Source organism: Pantoea sp. LMR881 (assembly GCF_027157825.1).
In the GTDB taxonomy this organism is placed as follows: domain Bacteria; phylum Pseudomonadota; class Gammaproteobacteria; order Enterobacterales; family Enterobacteriaceae; genus Pantoea; species Pantoea haifensis.
Window position 1 is genome coordinate 80,355 of sequence record NZ_JAPVOK010000002.1, and the last position, 17,912, is coordinate 98,266.

22 protein-coding genes are annotated in these 17,912 nt (G+C 50.1%); 10 read left to right on the forward strand and 12 right to left on the reverse strand.

Annotated elements, in window-relative coordinates; translation table 11 throughout:
• Positions 1 to 13: 13 nt before the first annotated feature.
• From fliI to fliF, 4 genes are read right to left on the reverse strand one after another with little or no spacing between them, the layout of a single operon-like run.
• Positions 14 to 1,375 carry a flagellar protein export ATPase FliI gene (gene fliI, locus O3W44_RS02035; protein WP_269291793.1) on the reverse strand — a complete coding sequence of 454 codons (1,362 nt, stop codon included), beginning with the start codon at positions 1,373 to 1,375 and terminating at the stop codon, positions 14 to 16.
• The gene (fliH, locus tag O3W44_RS02040) at positions 1,375 to 2,067 is read right to left on the reverse strand and encodes a flagellar assembly protein FliH (protein ID WP_269291794.1); all 693 of its coding nucleotides are present in this window, start codon (positions 2,065 to 2,067) and stop codon (positions 1,375 to 1,377) included. Before fliH ends, fliI begins: the two co-directional genes overlap by 1 nt.
• Positions 2,060 to 3,052: a flagellar motor switch protein FliG gene (fliG, locus tag O3W44_RS02045; protein WP_269291795.1), complete on the reverse strand. Its 993-nt coding sequence runs from the start codon at positions 3,050 to 3,052 to the stop codon at positions 2,060 to 2,062. Before fliG ends, fliH begins: the two co-directional genes overlap by 8 nt.
• Positions 3,049 to 4,752, reverse strand: a complete 1,704-nt coding sequence (gene fliF / locus O3W44_RS02050) for a flagellar basal-body MS-ring/collar protein FliF (RefSeq protein ID WP_269291796.1) — start codon at positions 4,750 to 4,752, stop codon at positions 3,049 to 3,051. The genes fliG and fliF overlap by 4 nt, the downstream gene beginning before the upstream one ends.
• A gap of 231 nt (positions 4,753 to 4,983) precedes the next feature.
• On the opposite strand from fliF, the gene fliE reads away from it, so the two are divergent.
• Both fliE and O3W44_RS02060 read left to right on the forward strand, forming a co-directional pair.
• Entirely contained in the window at positions 4,984 to 5,295 is a 312-nt protein-coding gene (fliE, locus tag O3W44_RS02055; protein WP_269291797.1) for a flagellar hook-basal body complex protein FliE, read from the forward strand.
• A gap of 63 nt (positions 5,296 to 5,358) precedes the next feature.
• A complete protein-coding gene (locus O3W44_RS02060; protein ID WP_269291798.1) occupies positions 5,359 to 5,577 on the forward strand; it encodes a hypothetical protein in 219 nt (72 codons plus the stop codon).
• Here the strand turns inward: O3W44_RS02060 and O3W44_RS02065 are convergent.
• Both O3W44_RS02065 and O3W44_RS02070 read right to left on the reverse strand, forming a co-directional pair.
• The gene (locus O3W44_RS02065) at positions 5,574 to 5,807 is read right to left on the reverse strand and encodes a hypothetical protein (RefSeq protein WP_269291799.1); all 234 of its coding nucleotides are present in this window, start codon (positions 5,805 to 5,807) and stop codon (positions 5,574 to 5,576) included. The two genes, O3W44_RS02060 and O3W44_RS02065, sit on opposite strands and share 4 nt — an antisense overlap.
• Before the next feature lie 135 nt (positions 5,808 to 5,942).
• Positions 5,943 to 6,575, reverse strand: a complete 633-nt coding sequence (locus tag O3W44_RS02070; protein ID WP_269291800.1) for a helix-turn-helix domain-containing protein — start codon at positions 6,573 to 6,575, stop codon at positions 5,943 to 5,945.
• A 135-nt stretch (positions 6,576 to 6,710) separates the two neighbouring features.
• Here O3W44_RS02070 and O3W44_RS02075 point away from each other — a divergent pair, with 135 nt between their 5' ends.
• The 3 genes from O3W44_RS02075 to O3W44_RS02085 all read left to right on the forward strand — a co-directional run bounded on the left by O3W44_RS02075 (position 6,711) and on the right by O3W44_RS02085 (position 7,782).
• Positions 6,711 to 7,097, forward strand: coding sequence for a hypothetical protein (locus O3W44_RS02075; RefSeq protein WP_269291801.1), 387 nt, complete (start codon positions 6,711 to 6,713; stop codon positions 7,095 to 7,097).
• On the forward strand, positions 7,078 to 7,416 hold the full coding sequence (locus O3W44_RS02080; RefSeq protein WP_331283429.1) for a hypothetical protein: 339 nt from the start codon (positions 7,078 to 7,080) through the stop codon (positions 7,414 to 7,416). The genes O3W44_RS02075 and O3W44_RS02080 overlap by 20 nt, the downstream gene beginning before the upstream one ends.
• A gap of 99 nt (positions 7,417 to 7,515) precedes the next feature.
• A complete protein-coding gene (locus O3W44_RS02085) occupies positions 7,516 to 7,782 on the forward strand; it encodes a hypothetical protein (protein WP_269291802.1) in 267 nt (88 codons plus the stop codon).
• Between the two features lie 35 nt (positions 7,783 to 7,817).
• Here the strand turns inward: O3W44_RS02085 and O3W44_RS02090 are convergent, their stop codons facing one another.
• Entirely contained in the window at positions 7,818 to 8,057 is a 240-nt protein-coding gene (locus O3W44_RS02090) for a DinI-like family protein (protein WP_215846551.1), read from the reverse strand.
• Positions 8,058 to 8,236: 179 nt separating this feature from the next.
• On the opposite strand from O3W44_RS02090, the gene iraP reads away from it, so the two are divergent.
• A complete protein-coding gene (gene iraP / locus O3W44_RS02095; RefSeq protein ID WP_269291803.1) occupies positions 8,237 to 8,530 on the forward strand; it encodes an anti-adapter protein IraP in 294 nt (97 codons plus the stop codon).
• Positions 8,531 to 8,721: 191 nt separating this feature from the next.
• On the opposite strand, the gene O3W44_RS02100 is transcribed toward iraP, so the two are convergent.
• The gene (locus tag O3W44_RS02100; RefSeq protein ID WP_269291804.1) at positions 8,722 to 9,045 is read right to left on the reverse strand and encodes a DUF6388 family protein; all 324 of its coding nucleotides are present in this window, start codon (positions 9,043 to 9,045) and stop codon (positions 8,722 to 8,724) included.
• A 189-nt stretch (positions 9,046 to 9,234) separates the two neighbouring features.
• Here O3W44_RS02100 and yedD point away from each other — a divergent pair, with 189 nt between their 5' ends.
• A complete protein-coding gene (yedD, locus tag O3W44_RS02105; protein ID WP_269291805.1) occupies positions 9,235 to 9,705 on the forward strand; it encodes a lipoprotein YedD in 471 nt (156 codons plus the stop codon).
• Between the two features lie 78 nt (positions 9,706 to 9,783).
• Here yedD and amyA read toward each other — a convergent pair whose 3' ends face one another.
• The 4 genes from amyA to fliD form a co-directional block, all read right to left on the reverse strand.
• On the reverse strand, positions 9,784 to 11,265 hold the full coding sequence (gene amyA / locus O3W44_RS02110) for an alpha-amylase (RefSeq protein ID WP_269291806.1): 1,482 nt from the start codon (positions 11,263 to 11,265) through the stop codon (positions 9,784 to 9,786).
• Positions 11,266 to 11,365: 100 nt separating this feature from the next.
• Positions 11,366 to 11,725 carry a flagella biosynthesis regulatory protein FliT gene (fliT, locus tag O3W44_RS02115; RefSeq protein WP_269291807.1) on the reverse strand — a complete coding sequence of 120 codons (360 nt, stop codon included), beginning with the start codon at positions 11,723 to 11,725 and terminating at the stop codon, positions 11,366 to 11,368.
• Entirely contained in the window at positions 11,725 to 12,135 is a 411-nt protein-coding gene (fliS, locus tag O3W44_RS02120; protein WP_269291808.1) for a flagellar export chaperone FliS, read from the reverse strand. The genes fliT and fliS overlap by 1 nt, the downstream gene beginning before the upstream one ends.
• Positions 12,136 to 12,148: 13 nt before the next feature.
• Positions 12,149 to 13,549, reverse strand: a complete 1,401-nt coding sequence (gene fliD, locus O3W44_RS02125; protein ID WP_269291809.1) for a flagellar filament capping protein FliD — start codon at positions 13,547 to 13,549, stop codon at positions 12,149 to 12,151.
• Between the two features lie 871 nt (positions 13,550 to 14,420).
• Between fliD and O3W44_RS02130 the strand changes: the two genes are divergently transcribed.
• The 3 genes from O3W44_RS02130 (at position 14,421) to O3W44_RS02140 (ending at position 17,899) form a co-directional block, all read left to right on the forward strand.
• Positions 14,421 to 15,353 (forward strand): flagellin N-terminal helical domain-containing protein, encoded by a 933-nt coding sequence (locus O3W44_RS02130; protein WP_269291810.1) that lies wholly within the window; start codon positions 14,421 to 14,423, stop codon positions 15,351 to 15,353.
• Between the two features lie 469 nt (positions 15,354 to 15,822).
• On the forward strand, positions 15,823 to 16,755 hold the full coding sequence (locus tag O3W44_RS02135) for a flagellin N-terminal helical domain-containing protein (RefSeq protein WP_269291810.1): 933 nt from the start codon (positions 15,823 to 15,825) through the stop codon (positions 16,753 to 16,755).
• 190 nt (positions 16,756 to 16,945) lie between these two features.
• Positions 16,946 to 17,899 carry a flagellin N-terminal helical domain-containing protein gene (locus tag O3W44_RS02140; protein WP_269291811.1) on the forward strand — a complete coding sequence of 318 codons (954 nt, stop codon included), beginning with the start codon at positions 16,946 to 16,948 and terminating at the stop codon, positions 17,897 to 17,899.
• Positions 17,900 to 17,912 lie beyond the last annotated feature (13 nt).

A 17,912-nucleotide genomic window follows, 5' to 3' on the forward strand; every position in this document is an offset into this window, starting at 1 on the left:
GTTAACGCCCTAACTAGCCAAACAATGCGTGTAAATGCAGGCAGGCATCGTCGTAGTCGCTGCGTTCAAAAATACCTTGTTGCAGGAAGGCTTCCATTTGTGGATAGAGCTTGATGGCTTTATCCAGCATCGGATCGCTACCGGCCGCATAGGCGCCGACGCTCACTAAGTCACGGTTGCGCTGGAAGCTGGAGAGTAATTGTTTAAACTGGCGCACCCGGGCGTAATGGTTTTCATCAATCAACGAGGTCATGGCGCGACTGATGGATGCTTCAATATCAATTGCCGGATAGTGACCCGCTTCGGCCAGGCGACGCGATAATACGATGTGCCCATCCAGAATAGCGCGGGCTGAGTCGGCAATCGGGTCTTGCTGATCGTCGCCTTCGGTTAACACGGTATAAAACGCGGTAATGGAGCCACCGCCGTCAATGCCATTACCGGCGCGTTCAACCAGTGCAGGCAGTTTGGCAAACACCGAAGGGGGATAACCTTTGGTGGCGGGCGGCTCGCCGATGGCCAGCGCGATCTCACGCTGCGCCATGGCGTAACGCGTCAGCGAATCCATGATCAGCAGGACATGCTTACCCCGGTCGCGAAAGTCTTCAGCGATGCGAGTAGCGTAAGCGGCACCCTGCATGCGCAATAAGGGCGAGACGTCAGCGGGCGCAGCAATCACAACTGAGCGGGCGCGACCTTCTGCACCGAGAATATTTTCGATAAAGTCTTTTACTTCACGACCACGCTCACCGATCAGACCCACTACGATCACATCGGCTTCGGTATAACGTGCCATCATGCCGAGCAGCACACTTTTCCCCACGCCGGAACCGGCAAACAGCCCCATACGCTGACCGCGTCCGACCGTGAGCAGGGCGTTAATCGCCCGCACACCGGTATCCAGCACGTCGGTAATCGGCGTACGCTGCAGCGGGTTAAACGGAGGTGTTATTAAAGGAGCACGATAACCCGTATCCGGAGAAGGCAGACCGTCCAGTGGACGACCGCTGCCGTCCAGTACGCGGCCCAGCAGTTGTGGGCCGAGGAGCAACTGCTTGCCAGCCTGTGGATTCTCACCCGTCTGGCGGGCATAGACGCGCGCGCCAGGCAAAATGCCATCCACTTCTTCCAGCGGCATCAAAAACAGTTTTTGTCCGTTAAAGCCCACCACTTCACTTTCAACTTCAGTGATACCTTTACCGTCGTTACGTTCAATAACGCAGGTCGCACCCAGCGGCAACTGCAAGCCAGTCGCTTCCAGCACCAACCCCGTGGCGCGGGTTAAGCGACCATAACGGCGTACTGTCTGGACCTGAGCAATGCGGTTTTCAAATGCGTCCAGTGCGCCAAGCCAGCGATTAAGGCGAGTGGTCATTACAGTTCTCCTGGCGCGGCGAGACGGCACAATTCCTGCCAGCGCGTTGCCACGCTGGCATCAAGATCGCCATCTTCTGCGCTCAGTTTGCAGCCACCCGGATGTAGCGTGTTGTCAGCCAGCAGGCGCCAGCCGTGCAGATCAAGCGTCGGGCCGAGCGTCTGCTCAATGCGTTGTAAATCGTCAGGGTGCACACGCAGTTGCGGTTTGCCGCTGAACATCGGTTCCTGCTGTAATAACTGCTGGATTTGACGGAGCAGGGCGCTGCCATCAACGGTGGTCGCCTGGCCAATCACCGAGCGTGCCGCTTCCAGTGCCAGCTGCATCAAACGCGCGGCAATCACGCTATCCAGCGACTCCAGCGTGCTCTGAAATTCAGTCACCAGCTGCTGCATACGCGCCTGTAACGGCGCCTGCTGCTGCTGGGCATCAGCCAGGCCCTGCTGGAAACCGGCGTCATAACCGGTTTTCTGGCCTTCGGCAAAACCTTGCTGGTGGCCGTCGTTATACCCCTGACCCTGCGCTTCTTTGCGCGCCTGCTGTTTCAGACGTTCGAGTTCATCCTGCTCTTCGTCCACCGCTTCATCGAATAAGTCGGTTTCCGGCAGCGGGGCGGGGGCAGGCTCGTCAATGCGGCCTAAATCCATCGGTTGCCAGAGTTGCCATGGACGGGCGGAAAATGCATCAGACATAGGTTTCCTCGCCACCACCAATTACCATCTCGCCCGCTTCGGCCAGACGACGAACCACCAGCAGAATCGCTTTCTGTTCGTTCTCTACCGCTGACATACGTACCGGGCCACGGTTGGCAAGGTCGTCGCGCAGGATATCGGCCGCACGTGCTGACATGTTTTTGAGGAATTTCTCGCGCAGCGGCTGCTCGGCACCCTTCAGGGCGATCAGCAACTGCTCGGATTCCACTTCCTGCAACAAACGCTGGATGCTGCGATCGTCCACTTCCACCAGGTTTTCGAACAGGAACATTTCGTCGATGATCTTCTGCGCCAGTTCGCCATCGAAATCGCGAACCGCTTCGATAACCGCTTCTTCCTGCTGCGTTTTCATCAGGTTGATGATTTCGGCTGCGGTTCTCACGCCGCCCATCTTCGCACGCTTGAGGTTGGTCCCATCCAGCAGGCCGTTGAGCACTTCGGTCAGTTCTGCCAGCGCCGCTGGCTGGACACCGCCGAAGGTGGCGATACGTAACATCACATCGTGACGCAGACGCTCGTCGAACAGCGCCAGAATATCGGCGGCCTGGCCACGTTTGAGGTGGACCAGTATCGTCGCAATGATCTGCGGATGTTCGTCGCGAATAATGTCGGCAGCCGCTTGCGGCTCCATTAAGTTGAGCGTTTCTATGCCGCCGGTGGTTTCGCGAGTTTCAAGAATGTCTTCCAGCAGGCTGGCAGCACGCTCTTCGCCCAGGGCTTTGGTCAACACCGAGCGCAGGTAGTCATTGGAGTTAAGGCTGAGCGCCGCAAACTGCTCGGCATCAATTTCAAACTCACGTAACACTTCAGTCAGTTGTTTATGCGACACCTGACGCATGCTGGCCATCGCGGTGCTGAGATGTTGTACCTCACGCTGGTTCAGGTGCTTAAACACTTCCGCAGCGCGCTCTTCACCAATCGTCATCATTAAAATGGCGCTTTTTTCAGTACCGGTCAGACTCATAGCTCTTTACTCATCCATTCGCGAATAACCAGCGCGACGACGCGCGGATCGTTTTCAGACATGTCACGGATACGCTGGCTCATGACTTCCGCACTCATGCGGTTGTTTGATTTACGTTCCTGATCCAGCTCGTCTTTGCTGAGCTGAACGCTGTAGGCTTGTTCATCTTTCTGTGCAGCAGCACGGGCGGCGGCAGCTTCAGCGGCGGCTTTCTCTGCTTCCTGCTTGCGTAACAGCTGCGGTCTGACCAGCTTGCGATAGAGGAAGAAGGCAACCAGCGCAATCAGTAACCAGCGACCACCACTCATCAGCTGATCGAAGAAGGCTTGCTGTTTCCAGAAAGGCAATTCGATATCTGCAGGTTCGGTGGTGTTGAACTGCGAGTTCACCACATTGATGCTGTCACCACGTGTTTGCGAGTAACCCATCGCTTCACGCGTCAGATCTTCAATCTGTTTCAGTTGTTGTTCATTCAACGCAACGGCTTTGCCTTTATCGTCCTCGCGATAATTCACCACAACCGCAACCGACAGACGCTGAACGTCACCTACGTTTATCTTGGTATGACGAATGGTGCGATCCAGCTCGTAGTTGACGGTATCGTCACGACGCGAGTTGGTCGGCACGGTGCTGGCAGCAGTGCTGGTGGTTGTCCCGTTATTCGCCGCGTTATTCTGACCGTTAGCTGCGTTGTTATTCGGGTTAGTCACCGGCGCGGTATTGGCTGGCGCAGGCTGGTTTGACAGCGCGCCCGGCACGCCGCCCGGATAAGGGCTACCCGACTGGTCGCTGGTGCTGGTTTGGCGCGAGCGAATCGCAGACTTATCCGGTTGACCATTTGGCTGGTACTTTTCGTCAGTTTGCTCGCTGCTATCGAAGTTGATTTGCGCAGTAACCTGAGCGTGGACGTTACCCTGGCCCAGAATAGGGTTCAGAATGTCTTCGATACGCTGCTTATAACGCGCTTCTACTTCAGCGGCATACTTGAGCTGCGCATCATTCAGATCGCGGCCAGCGGCGTCTGAGCGAGTCAGCAGGCGGCCCGCCTGATCAACAACAGTGACATTACCAGGCGGTAAGCCAGCCACGCTGCTGGAAACCATGTGAACAATGGCCTGAATCTGACCTTCATCCAGGGCGCGCCCTGGTTGCAGCGTCAGCGTCACGGACGCGGAGGGCGCTTTCTGCTCACGCACGAACAGGGTTGGTTTTGGCATCGCCAGATGCACGCGAACGGCTTTTACCGGACCGAGGGTTTCAATGGTGCGTGCCAGTTCACCTTCCAGCGCGCGCTGGTAGTTGACCTGCTCGCTGAACTGGCTAATGCCAAACTTCTCTTTATCCATTAACTCAAAGCCAACAGAGCCGCCTTTTGGCAGACCTTGCTGGGCCAGACGTAAGCGCAGTTCATGCACCTGTTCTTGCGGTACCATTAAGGCACCGCCATTGTCGGCGAAGCGATAAGGGATATTCATCTGAGTAAGTTGCGTTACAATCGCCCCTCCGTCTTCATCCGAGAGGTTGTTGTACAGCACACTGTAGCTCGGCGCTTTAGCCCACAACACCAATGCAAAAACCACCGCGATAACTGCGGCGGCAGCAATGATTAATGGGATACGCGGATTAGCGCGCAGGCGGGCGAGAAGATCGCTGAAACCTTTATTGTTTTGATCTTGTGTAGCGGCTGCACTCGCATTCATGACCGATTCCTGCCTGACGTAATTGACCGGGTTAGTTGTAATGACAAAACAGACTCCCTGACCTGCGTAAATAGAATTTCCACTTCAATACCTGGCATTATTTGATGAAACCTGAAATTCGATGGCTGGATAAGCTGGGTTTTTTGCTGTTATTTAGCGCCTTTGTCTCATTGACAATGTGCTAATTTTGCGAACGTTGGAAAAATCCTACTCTCCTTTAGAGGTATCGTAATGACCATTCAGGCAATCGACGGCGTTTTGCAGCAGTTGCAGATGACCTCGCTGCAAGCCAGCAACAGAAGCAGCGAAGCCAGCAATCAGATCGATTTCGGCGCAACAATGAAAGCGGCGTTAGATAAAATCAGTGAGACGCAGACCACTGCGCGCGCACAGGCTCGGGATTTTGAACTGGGTAAACCGGGGGTCGCGCTAAATGATGTGATGGTCGATTTGCAGAAATCGTCAATTTCAATGCAAATGGGAATTCAGGTCAGGAACAAACTGGTCTCAGCTTATACCGATATAATGAATATGCAGGTATAACTCTCCCGCCGCAGACCGAAACAGCACGCTGCTATACTCATTCTGACAACAAAGGAGGATGAGATGGCCGAACTAAAAGAGATGAACGAAAAAATTCATGAGACGCTGGGCGGTAATAAACCGTCGGACTACAACGCAGAGACCGCGGAGCGGATATTAGCGGTCGTCAAACCTTACTGGCAGGATGGGGATGAGACGGTGCGCAATGATATCTTGCAAAAACTCTCGCGCCTCGAAGCGTCTGGTGTGCCGTTTCCTGAAAACTATCAGGCTTCACTCTAAAAATTACGCCCCGGCTTCGGGGCGTATTTGCTATTGCGCTTGATAAGGATCTTTTTATCGTCCTCGCTGTCGTCGTTTTTGCGCGGCACTTCACCATGATCTTTCGGTGCATCTGTCGCCGGATGATCATCCTCTTCGTAGGCATTCCCTACGTTAGGTGCACCTTCCGGTAGGCTTTTACTCACATCGCCTTCGTGCTTACGCTCTTCATTTGTTTGATGTTTATGCATTAGCTGCTCCTTTTGTCCAGTGATCCAAGTTTAGACGAGCATTGGATGCTAAGCGTAATCTGCAGCCTTTTCGCATTAAAAATCCTTAAAAACCGCGCAAACGGGCCAGAATTTTTCTGGCGCGCAGACCTTTATTTAACGCTGACGATAACGACGCAGCTCTAAAACGGTGCCGATCAAACTCAGGTTATCCAGACGTGAGTGCAACAGGGGATAATCAATATTCACGGCTGCCAGCTCGAATTGAGTCATACCTTCATGTCTTTCACGCGGGCGATAGGTGCGTATTAGTGCCTCATCTTGCTGTAAGGCGAGAACAGCATCGCCCGGAAGCGGCTTAATCTGGGGATCAATAATTACAACATCCTGTGAACAGTACGCGGGCGTCATCGCATGATCTTCAATACGCAGTGCAAAAGCTTCGTCAGACAGGGCCAGAGAGGTGTGTAAAATTTCATCAATGTGCGCTTTCTTTTCACCCAACCATTGATCAAGCTGCGTTCGTGAAATCAGAGGAACTGAATGAAAACCTGCAATAACCGGCGCAGAGGTAAATACCGGGCCTTCACCATCAATTAAAAAGGCTGGCGCGCAGCCGAGCGCCTCTGCCAGCCGTAAGAGATTTTCTCCACGCGGTAAGGTCTCATCTTTCTCCCATTGTGAAATGGCCACATGCGAAACATTTACCTGCTCCGCGAGTTGTTTTTGCGTCAGTTGAAGCGATTTACGTCGACAATAAATGCGCTTGCCCAGCGTTTCGTTTTTCATACTCTTGACTTTTCTTATCAGTGGTACTTAAGTATACTTAAATTGAAATTTTAAGCAATCTTAAACTCATGATCCAATGTGTCTGTGCGTACCGGTTGTATTGCTTAAGGCACCTTATTTACAGAGAGGTGGAGCATGGAGAGTAGCCTGATTACCAGTGTTGGCGCGCTCGTTTTAGGTGGTGGGGCAGCTGCGCTATTTTGGAAGCCGTTGTTGGCAGGGATCGCTTCTATCGTAACCAGTAATCGCGCAGGTGGTGAAATCATTACCAGTTATAAAGAGCAGGTTGTCCTGCTAAAGGAGAGTAATCACTTGTTGCGTCTGGAGAATGATGAACTGCGCGAACGACACGACAGAAACCTGCGTCGCATTTCAATGCTTGAAACCGATCTGCGCCTTATTAAAAACGCGCTGGGTATCTTACTGGCAATGACTGAGGCCGATCACAACGATAAATTTCGCAAAGAAGTTGATCGACTCATTTCCACTCTGGAGGATCGCAATGATGTCACAGATAAGTGAAGTTAGCGTGGTAAGTAATAAGCGCAAATTGATTCTGGGCGGGCTGTTACTTGGGCTTTCAATGCTGTGTGTTGTTCTGACTATTCTTTTTTTATATGTCAGCAATACGGCAAACCAGCGGGTAGCAGAGATCCGCCGGGATTATCGCGATGTTGCAGCACGACGCGATGCGCAGGTCGATCAGCTCAGTGCTCAGGTAAGCGCCTTACAGCGTAAGCTTGATGCGATACCGGATCGCACTGCCAGTAAAACGGCTGACAAAGTCAAGCAGGTGGTGCAGGCGGATGAAGCCGGTATCGCTGCGTCAGGGGAAAAGTAGCATCTTCCGATTATTCTTAAGGCAATAACAATATTTTCAACTAACTTTAAATCTTCAGGCGGAATTTTCATTTGATAGATAACCAAAAGGAAACATAGCATGAGTGATTCAGCTGAAACTAAAAGCAAAACGGATTATCTGCGCGACGTCACCTCTCAGTTAAAAGAGATGCGTCACTATGCGCAAACCAATACCGAAACACTCTCCAGCCATTGGTTAGCTTTTGATGCCGGGGAATATAAAGATAAAGAAAATGCTGCACGCATTGATGCGCTGCTGAATAAACAAGGTACGTTATTAGACGATCTCGATAAGGCCATTCAGGATATCGAGATTGAAATCAACCATAGCGAGCAGGAGAGCTAATTTCTCCTGCTGACGCTACGGTGGCTGAGAAGGGATTACTCGGCCACTAGCCACATTTCCGCTTCATCAAACATTTCTTCGACAATACGGGCAATGGTTGCTTTATCGTTCTTACTCAAATCGGTATCAATCGCGTTACGCTCCATCGGCTTGACCTTGACTTCCAGGTCAGGAAAAACACGGTGCACCCGTTTTTCCAGCTCTTGCAAAATCATTTCGCGAGCGCCAGGCAAGCCGGCAACGTTACGCTTATCGTAAATCAATTCTACAAACATAGTAGCTATCCGTTCAGGGCAAAATCGCCCGCACATGATACTGTAAATAAAAACAGTAGCAAGGCGCTAAGTTTGCTTATCACAAAAATTTTTATGTCGTTGAGTAAATGATGCCTGTCTGGAGTAATGTGAACAGGACATAACGACATATTGGACTTACATTCATCAGGAGAGATGCAATGCGACAACTGGTTATTGATATTCTACTTAAGATGGCAAAAATGGATGTTGACGCTAAAGAGCTTACGGCACAAACCGAAGCGCAATCACTGTTAATTGCCGCATTGCTGATACAGGCGAAAAGAGACAATTCGTTAACGATTACCGAAACCGTGCAGGATGCGATCGTCACGGCTTCACGTTCATCGTCAGAATTTTTACAATCGGATGTGGATTTGCTGCTGACGCATATCAATCGTCTGCTGGCGGTGGCGAAATATGTTGAGGTACAAGGAAAAGTCGAAGATGGATAAAAAAATCGCCTCTGGAGGTGGAAATCCAGCAACACCTCCAGAGGCAGTGCAAAAGCACCATTCGTTCAAGGACAATCACGACCGAAGTCGTGCGACATAGTTATACAACTTTTAATTCATTGTACAACTTTATCCTGCGAATTTTGTCTGGTTGGAGGTGTAAGTCAAATGCACTTTTTCTATAATCTCCGTTACAGCTCATTTTTGATGCAAAATTCTTCCCACGTCATGCCCAACGATTCTGCATGTGATTTGAGATACGTCTCGATCGCTTCCGCAGCGACAGCTTTATCAGGCTCTGCAAGCTGAATAGAAAATATCATGCCATCAAGATTTTTTTGGCGTAAAAATGCGGCGTAAATTCGCTCAGCGTGCCATTCACGCAGTTGACGCAGTGATAAATTCGCCGCCCGCGCATCACTTTCGGTCAGTTCATCAAGTGCAGCCTGGAAATCAGCATGCGCGGCGAAAAACATTTCGCGTGCCTGAGCATAGTAGGCTTCTGGCGTTTTCATAATTGGGTTCCTGAATGTGTGTTGCAGCTCGCCAGTGTAACCTGTTGTCATCCTGTTGTCAGGCAGGGTGCGGCCAGGCTGAAGGATAAAAACTGAACCTGAAGCCGCTGGCTGTTACGCAGAGACCTTGCGCGACTCACTGGAAAAATTATAACGTAGCCGCCATTGAAGCGAGCTTAGGGATTGAAGATGAAAAAGTGGATGCTAATCGCCGCGCTGGCGTTGAGTGGCTGTGCCCAGATTAACAATTATGAAAGTGCGGTAAAAACACCGGCACCGGCTCATTTACAGGGCAACTGGCAAACTGTCGGCCCGCAGGCGGATCTGGTCAGCAATGAGGCGATCGCCAGCCTGATAATTAACGCGGATGGCAGTACCTTAGATTGCCGCCAGTGGCAACGTATTATCGCAAAGCCAGGAAAGTTGACCTTACTCAGTGGTGATTATGTGAACGTGACGCGCCAGCTGCGCGTCATGCCGCTGACGGTTGAAGATAATGAACTGAAATATGATGGCTTAATGCTGCGTAAAGTTGATCGACCCACGGTTGACTGCCAGAAAGCCGAGGCTGCCGTGGCAAAACAACCCGATGCGGCGGTGATTCAAAATATTGAGCCGGAAGTGATGCGCACAGTGATTTCGCAAAATAGTGAGCAGTAAGGCGTTTAATTATACCTTTGCAATTTAATGCCTTTATCTCAGCCCTCTCCCACAGAGAGAGGGCGATGCTCTGGGGCATTATTCCGCCAGCACCCAAACGCTGACGCTGCCGCCATTACAAATAAACACGGCATTGCCATCTTCATCTGCGGTTATTATCTCTTCGCGATGTCCTAAATAATCCCGCCATGACTTACCAGCATAACCGTCACCCATGCCAACCGTTTTCTCGCCCTCATCGCCATTAGACATAATTACTACGCAGCCCGGATGTTCTTCCGTCCCGCTGCGGCTGAATGCAACGCAGTTGGGATGATCAAAGTAGTCAGTTTGCATTCCCCAGCCATAAAGCTGTCGCGCACGTATCAAACCCTCAAGTTCAGGAATCACTGGCATGTCAATTTTATAAACTTCACCATCGCCGCCTTCGTCTTCATAACTGGCACCAAACAGATCGGGATAAAACACTGTTGGCACCCCTTGTTCACGTAGCAAAATAAGCGCGTAGGCGAGAGGCTTAAACCAGGCTTCTACTGGTGCTTCCAGTGATTGCAACGGTTGGGTATCGTGATTGGCCACGATCGTGACTGCATGCCAGGGATCGGCTACGACCAGCGAATCGGCAAAGATCTGGCTGAGATCGTAATCACTACCTTGCTGGGATGCGTAATGAAAATTCATATGCAGCGGCGCATCAAACAACATGGTTTTGCCTTCGACCTGATGGATGTACTGCTGCAACTTGTCGATTTCATGCGACCAGTACTCCGCAACGATAAACATCGGTTCTTTTGCAACCTCCTGAATATGATCGATCCAGGATTTGTAAAACCATGCGGGAATATGTTTCACCGCATCCAGCCGAAAACCGGAGCAGGGGAGTTGTTGCATCATCCAGCGCGCCCAGTATTTTAACTCTTCGCTTACCGCCTTGTTGCGAAAGTCGATATTGGCACCCATCAGATAATCAAAATTGCCTAACTCATCATCAACCTGATCGCTCCAGCCCTCGGCTGTGTAGTCATTAATGACTTTAAATACGCCGTTCTCATCGGGGTTCTCGATATGATCGACACCGCTAAAGCATTTATGATCCCAAACGAATGCTGAATACTGGCCTGCCCGAACCGGGAAATTAAAGCGCGTCCAGGCTTCGCATTCGATCACGTCACTACTGATCTCTTCACGGTTATCTGGATTAACCCGATTAACGCTGATCCGCTCTTTTTCGTCCGCGCCCATTTTATGATTAAGCACCACGTCAACTAAAACCCCGACGTTATGGCTGCGTAGCGTATCAACAGCCGCTAATAATTGCTGCTTATTACCATATTTAGTGGCAACGCTGCCTTTTTGGTTAAACTCACCGAGATCAAACAGATCGTAGGCATCATAACCCACCGAATTTTCGCCTGAATCGCCCTTATAGCAAGGCGGCAGCCATACCATGGTTATGCCAATTTCATTAAGCCAGGCCGCTTTCTCCGCAGCTTCCGGCCACAGCTTGCCGCCGTCCGGGTAATACCAATGGAAAAACTGCAATAAGGTTGGGTTTTGCATGACAGGTTTCCAGCAACCAAAGGAAGTGGAAGTATGAGACAAGAGTGGGAAATTACGCGGGTGAGAAAAAATATTGTTCTCACCCGCAAAAAAGCAGTTTTTAGTGGTCGGAAGGGTAGAGAATATTTCCTGAAAGACGTCCATAAGCCGAAGTCACTTTCTGTTGTTGCGTTGTCGTTTGGACTAACGATCGCAGTTCATCCATGCGGCCAAAAAGCAGACCTTTTAATTCATTTTCATTATCCAGCACCTGCTTTAAAAGCGGGCGAATTTGCATTTGCTGCTTCGATGTAAAGCCACTGATATCTTGATCGCGTGCGACACTCTCAACGCTGCGAAGATAGGTCATTTCACAAGCAATCAGATCATCCCATTGTCCCTGTTTGGCTTGCGCCAGCATAGCGTTGCTCAGCTTAAGTAACTGCTGATACCCCTGTAGCAGATCGAGGTGCGTGTTCATTAATACGAGTCCTGCTCTTGTTGATAATGAGGGCCGATTTGTTTCCAGGCGTCAGCAATATTGGTCAACAACCCTTCAACCTCTGCGATGACAGCGGGATCGTTGTGCAAATTTGCCTGTAAAAGACGCCGGATCATATAGTCATAAAGGTTGTCTAAATTGGCAGAGATTTCACCACCAGCCTCATGGTTCAGGCCGGCACGTAAGCCATTGGTGATGATATTAATTGCTTTTGAAATTGCCTGCCCTTTACCGGGAATATCTCCCTGCTCAATCAAAATAGTGGCTTTTTTCATGGCGCTCAGTGCGCCATCAAAAAGTAAAACCACGAGTTGATGCGGGCTGGCGCTCATCACGGCACTTTCAACGCCGACCTGTGCATAGGCCTGAATGCCTGATTTAGCGTACATAGTATTGCTCCTACTAACTCATCGCTTCGAATTGCTGTGTCAGATAGCTCGATGTTGAATTCATGGATGCAACCAGGGTGCTCAAGCTGGTGAACTGTGTTTTGTAACGCGCCATGGTGGCGGTAATGGATGCGTTCACACGATCGTAATCATCAGAAAGCTTTTTCAGGGACTGATTGATACCGTCGGTGGCATTTTGTAATGAACCATCAGAGGCAAGAATATCATCCAGTAAATTGCTGGTCTGAGTAGCAAAACCGGTGGTTTTACCGTCACCTGATAAAAAGGTCACCACGTCGGCTGACTTTTCATTCAGGGCTTTGTTCAGCTTAGTGCTGTCAACCGTTAGCTTACCGTTGACGTCCTGGGTAATGCCGATTTGAGACAGCAGCGAGTAACTTCCGCCCGATTGTGACGATGAAAGCGTGGATCGCAGACGCGTCTGGATGTTGCGTAGCGTACCGTCACCTAACAAGTCACCGTTACTGGTATCCTGCGTGGTGCTACCTTGATCGACAGAGGTATATTTGGTCTGGTTAGAAATAGTGGTCTGCAGCGAGTTATAGGCATCAACATAGGCCTGTACTGCATCCACCATCGGCTGATTATCTTTATCCACCGTCAGCGTTTCAGGGCTGCCGACGTTGGTTTTGGTCAGCGTCAGGGTTACGCCTTCTGGCGCATCCGTCACGGTATTGCTGCTGCGGGTAATCTCAATGCTGTTGATCTTGAGCATGGCATCAGCCGCAGCTACCTGCTCTGTCATGCCATTGCTGCTACCTGACTTGTCATAGCTGATGTACTGCGCCAGCGCCGAGTCATCAGTAGTGATCGTCATCTCATTGGCCGTACCGGTATCACGTGAAGTCAACGCCAGATAATAAGTATCATCATCAGATTTGATGATACTTGCGGTCACGCTGCCTTGCTGTTTGTTGATGGCATCACGGATATCCGCCAGGCTGGTTTGATCCTGACTTAGCGTGACGGTCATTGGCGTGTCCTGGCCACTTTGCGCAATGGTAATGGTGCGCGAAGCCAGGCTACTGTCACCTAAGTCAGTATCTTTGCTGGTGGCAGCTTGTGAAAGCAGCGACTGTGCTTTGGCCAGCTGTGTTACTTCAATGGAGAAACTACCCGCTGCGGCGTCATTGGCTAACGTGGCGCTAAACGCGGAGTTCGTACTGCTGACTTTGGTAGAAGCAATCGCTGACGTATCTTTTAACGCAGCCGCAGCCGTCTGTACCTTTTCTAAGGCTGTTTGCACCACGCCCCAGGCGGTCAGCTTGGCTTTATAAGAGGTCTGTTGGGTAGTAATCGGCGTCAGACGCGATTGTTCTGCTGATTCAAGACTGTCATATAAAGTAGAGAGATCCAGATCCGTACCCGCGCCCAGTGAGCTTACACTTGCCATAGTTTCATCCTTATTTTGTCGTCAATCACTGGGGGAAGTATCGGCAGCGATGCGGTAAATATTAGAGATAAAAATAAAAAACAATGGCTCAAATAAAGCGGGCAGAACGGCCTGTTTCTGCTCTTTGCAAAAGTTCTGATAGTGGGTGATAAACAATGCAGGGTGTATGGCCTCGGGCCAGATCCCGAACAACCTGTCAGCTGCACCCGGCCCTGTTCAATACTCTGTTACGAGACCGGGGACTTATCAGTCACGTACGCAGAGCCTGGGGCAGACAGGTATCGTAGTGATGATACTATGTAACCAGATTTCACCCGCGATGCTGCCACTGCTGTGTTAAATCTTACTTGATCCTTAATCCTGAGCCTTGTTGCGGCGTTTTTTCGTTTGAAGTTTCATTCGGCTGGTTTAAATCATAATTTATTATTTGCCGGGTATGTCAGGCAAAGTCACCAAAAGTTGCTGAAGATTTTAGCTGATAAACTATTTCTTTTACGGTCAGGCTGCAGAAGATACCAGTGCCACTGTCTTTATTGATTATGCGAAGAAATAATAGTTTCCCCCTTGCCGCACCCGGTCAGCTCTCTCTTTTTTAATGTCAGGTGGGGTTAAAAATAGTGTGGATTATTTTAATGAAATGTCTCGGTTGTATAAAGTGTGTGAAAATTTCGACTGGCAAGAAATTGCAGGTGATTACTTGTATTTATGCAGTGTTTCTGGCGATAAGCATTTTTGTTAATTATATTTTATTTTTCTAATTTTCTCTTATTTAAATTAAAGGTTGTTGCACCGTCGTCGATAATTTTCATGACGGCGGAATAGCCAGGGGCATTAAATTTGAACCCAATCATTAAATTAAGGAAATAATATTATGGCAGTTATTAATACCAATGCTTTATCTCTGACTACCCAGAATAACCTGACCAGATCTCAGTCTGCTCTGGGCTCTGCTATTGAGCGCCTCTCTTCAGGTCTGCGTATTAACAGTGCAAAAGACGATGCGGCAGGTCAGGCGATTGCCAACCGCTTCACCTCTAACATCAACGGCCTGACCGTTGCGTCACGTAACGCCAACGACGGTATCTCTCTGGCGCAGACCGCTGAAGGCGCGCTGGGCGAAATCAACAACAACTTACAGCGCGTCCGTGACCTGACCGTGCAGGCGCAGAACAGCTCAAACTCAGCATCCGACATCGACTCCATTCAGGCTGAAGTTAACCAGCGTATGGAAGAGATCAACCGCGTAACCGAGCAGACCGACTTTAACGGCATCAAAATTCTGAACACTGCGGCGGGTTCAAAAGATTACAGCTTCCAGGTTGGTGCTAAAGATGGTGAGCAAATTGGCATTACTATCGGCGCCAGCGACAGTTTTAACCTGGCAAAAGCAGGCTCAGCGACTGATCTGAATACCCGTGCAATGGTAGCAGGTACCGACACGGTGAATGGTGCCGACCGCACCACGGAAGCAACCGGCTTTGACGTCCTGAAAGGTGCGGTGACCGGCGGTGCAGCGGGCGATGCTACCGGTACCACGCCGCTGGCAGATATTGATAAAGCCATCAAGTCGGTAGACTCACAGCGCAGCCTGCTGGGTGCCTCGCAGAACCGCTTCGAGTCCACCATTACTAACCTGAATAACACGGTGAACAACCTGTCTGCTGCACGCAGCCGTATTCAGGACTCTGACTACGCGACTGAAGTCTCTAACATGTCTCGCGCGCAGATCCTGCAGCAGGCGGGAACCTCGGTACTGGCACAGGCCAACCAGGTTCCACAGGCGATGCTGTCGCTGCTGCGTTAATATTAAAAATAATTTTACAAACGGAGCCTTGTGGCTCCGTTTTTTCGTTTTATGCGGCCTTAGATCATTTTCATACAAGTATCATGTGTGGGTCTGCCTTAATTAATTTCGCTGACTCTGGTTGTGATATGCCTGGTGTTAACCTTACCTTTAAGAATGCAGGCTGTTAATGCCGTGAGATTATTTTTAACGTTTTCTGTTTTTTTGCAAAAAAAAAGTGGTTTGCATTATTTAAAATATTTTTAATTTTTATGTGTTGTTAAATTTATAGCGAAAATTTAGTGAGTTGATTGTTTTGCTTTTAAATAAAATTACCAGAATTGAAATTACTTGTTAAATATATTATTTTTCCTGATTTTCCCTTATTTAAGCTAAAGGTTGCTGAGCGGGTGTCGATAATTTTCATGACGGCAAAGTGGCCAGTGAAATTAAACCTGAACCCAGTGATTTATTTAAGAGGAATAATATTATGGCAGTTATTAATACCAATGCTTTATCTCTGACTACCCAGAATAACCTGACCAGATCTCAGTCTGCTCTGGGCTCTGCTATTGAGCGCCTCTCTTCAGGTCTGCGTATTAACAGTGCAAAAGACGATGCGGCAGGTCAGGCGATTGCCAACCGCTTCACCTCTAACATCAACGGCCTGACCGTTGCGTCACGTAACGCCAACGACGGTATCTCTCTGGCGCAGACCGCTGAAGGCGCGCTGGGAGAAATCAACAACAACTTACAGCGCGTCCGTGACCTGACCGTACAGGCGCAGAACAGCTCAAACTCAGCGTCAGACATCGACTCCATCCAGGCTGAAGTTAACCAGCGTATGGAAGAGATCAACCGCGTAACCGAGCAGACCGACTTTAACGGCATCAAAATTCTGAACACTGCGGCGGGTTCAAAAGATTACAGCTTCCAGGTTGGTGCTAAAGATGGTGAGCAGATTGGCATTACTATCGGTGCCAGCGACAGTTTTAACCTGGCAAAAGCAGGCTCAGCGACTGATCTGAATACCCGTGCAATGGTAGCAGGTACCGACACGGTGAATGGTGCCGACCGCACCACGGAAGCAACCGGCTTTGACGTCCTGAAAGGTGCGGTGACCGGCGGTGCAGCGGGCGATGCTACCGGTACCACGCCGCTGGCAGATATTGATAAAGCCATCAAGTCGGTAGACTCACAGCGCAGCCTGCTGGGTGCGTCGCAGAACCGCTTCGAGTCCACCATTACTAACCTGAATAACACGGTGAACAACCTGTCTGCTGCACGCAGCCGTATTCAGGACTCTGACTACGCGACTGAAGTCTCTAACATGTCGCGCGCGCAGATCCTGCAGCAGGCGGGAACCTCGGTACTGGCACAGGCCAACCAGGTTCCACAGGCGATGCTGTCGCTGCTGCGTTAATTCCAAAACAGTTTTAAAACAGCGCCGAAGACTCGGCGCTTTTTTTATTTATCTTTTGAATTTAAATGATATTTAAAATTTCTTAAAAGTTGATCTAAAGCAAGTTACCCTGCTGACGATAATGGTAGGGGAAGGCGGTAAGGCCATGAGCCGGAAGCCTAATGTTACTCAACTTTTAAGGAATTTAATCATGGCAGTTATTAATACCAACACCCTGTCCCTGACCACTCAGAACAACCTGAGCAAATCACAGTCTTCTCTGGGTACGGCGATTGAGCGCCTCTCTTCTGGCCTGCGTATTAACAGCGCCAAAGATGATGCAGCGGGCCAGGCAATTGCTAACCGCTTTACCTCTAACATCAACGGTCTGACCGTTGCGTCACGTAACGCCAACGACGGTATCTCTCTGGCGCAGACCGCTGAAGGCGCGCTGAGCGAAATCAACAACAACTTACAGCGTATCCGTGACCTGACCGTACAGGCGCAGAACAGCTCAAACTCAGCATCCGACATCGACTCCATCCAGTCTGAAGTTAACCAGCGTATGGAAGAAATCGACCGTGTTACCACGCAGACCGATTTCAATGGCAAGAAAATCCTGAACAACTCTGGCTCAGCGGCGAAATCTTATGATTTCCAGGTGGGTGCAAAAGATGGTGAAACCATTTCAATCAAAATCAACAGCGCAGCGGGCTGGAACCTGGCTTCTGCCGGTACAGACGGCACGACTTCTGCTGCTGCGAGTGGTGTTTACGCTAACACCGCTGCTGCTTCCAGCCTGGCGACAGTAGATGATGAAGCCCGTACAGTAGATGCAGTTGGCTTTGATGTCATCGCAGGTAAAGTAAGCGGAACTGCAGCTCCGTCTGGTACAGAGCCACTGGCAGACATTGACGCAGCAATCAAGGCTGTTGACACGCAGCGTAGTGCACTGGGTGCGTCGCAGAACCGTTTCGAGTCAACCATTACGAACCTGAACAACACCGTTGACAACCTGTCATCAGCACGCAGCCGTATTCAGGACTCTGACTACGCGACTGAAGTGTCAAATATGTCACGCGCGCAGATCCTGCAGCAGGCGGGTACCTCGGTACTGGCGCAGGCCAACCAGGTTCCACAGGCGATGCTGTCGCTGCTGCGTTAATCCTGACTTTAAT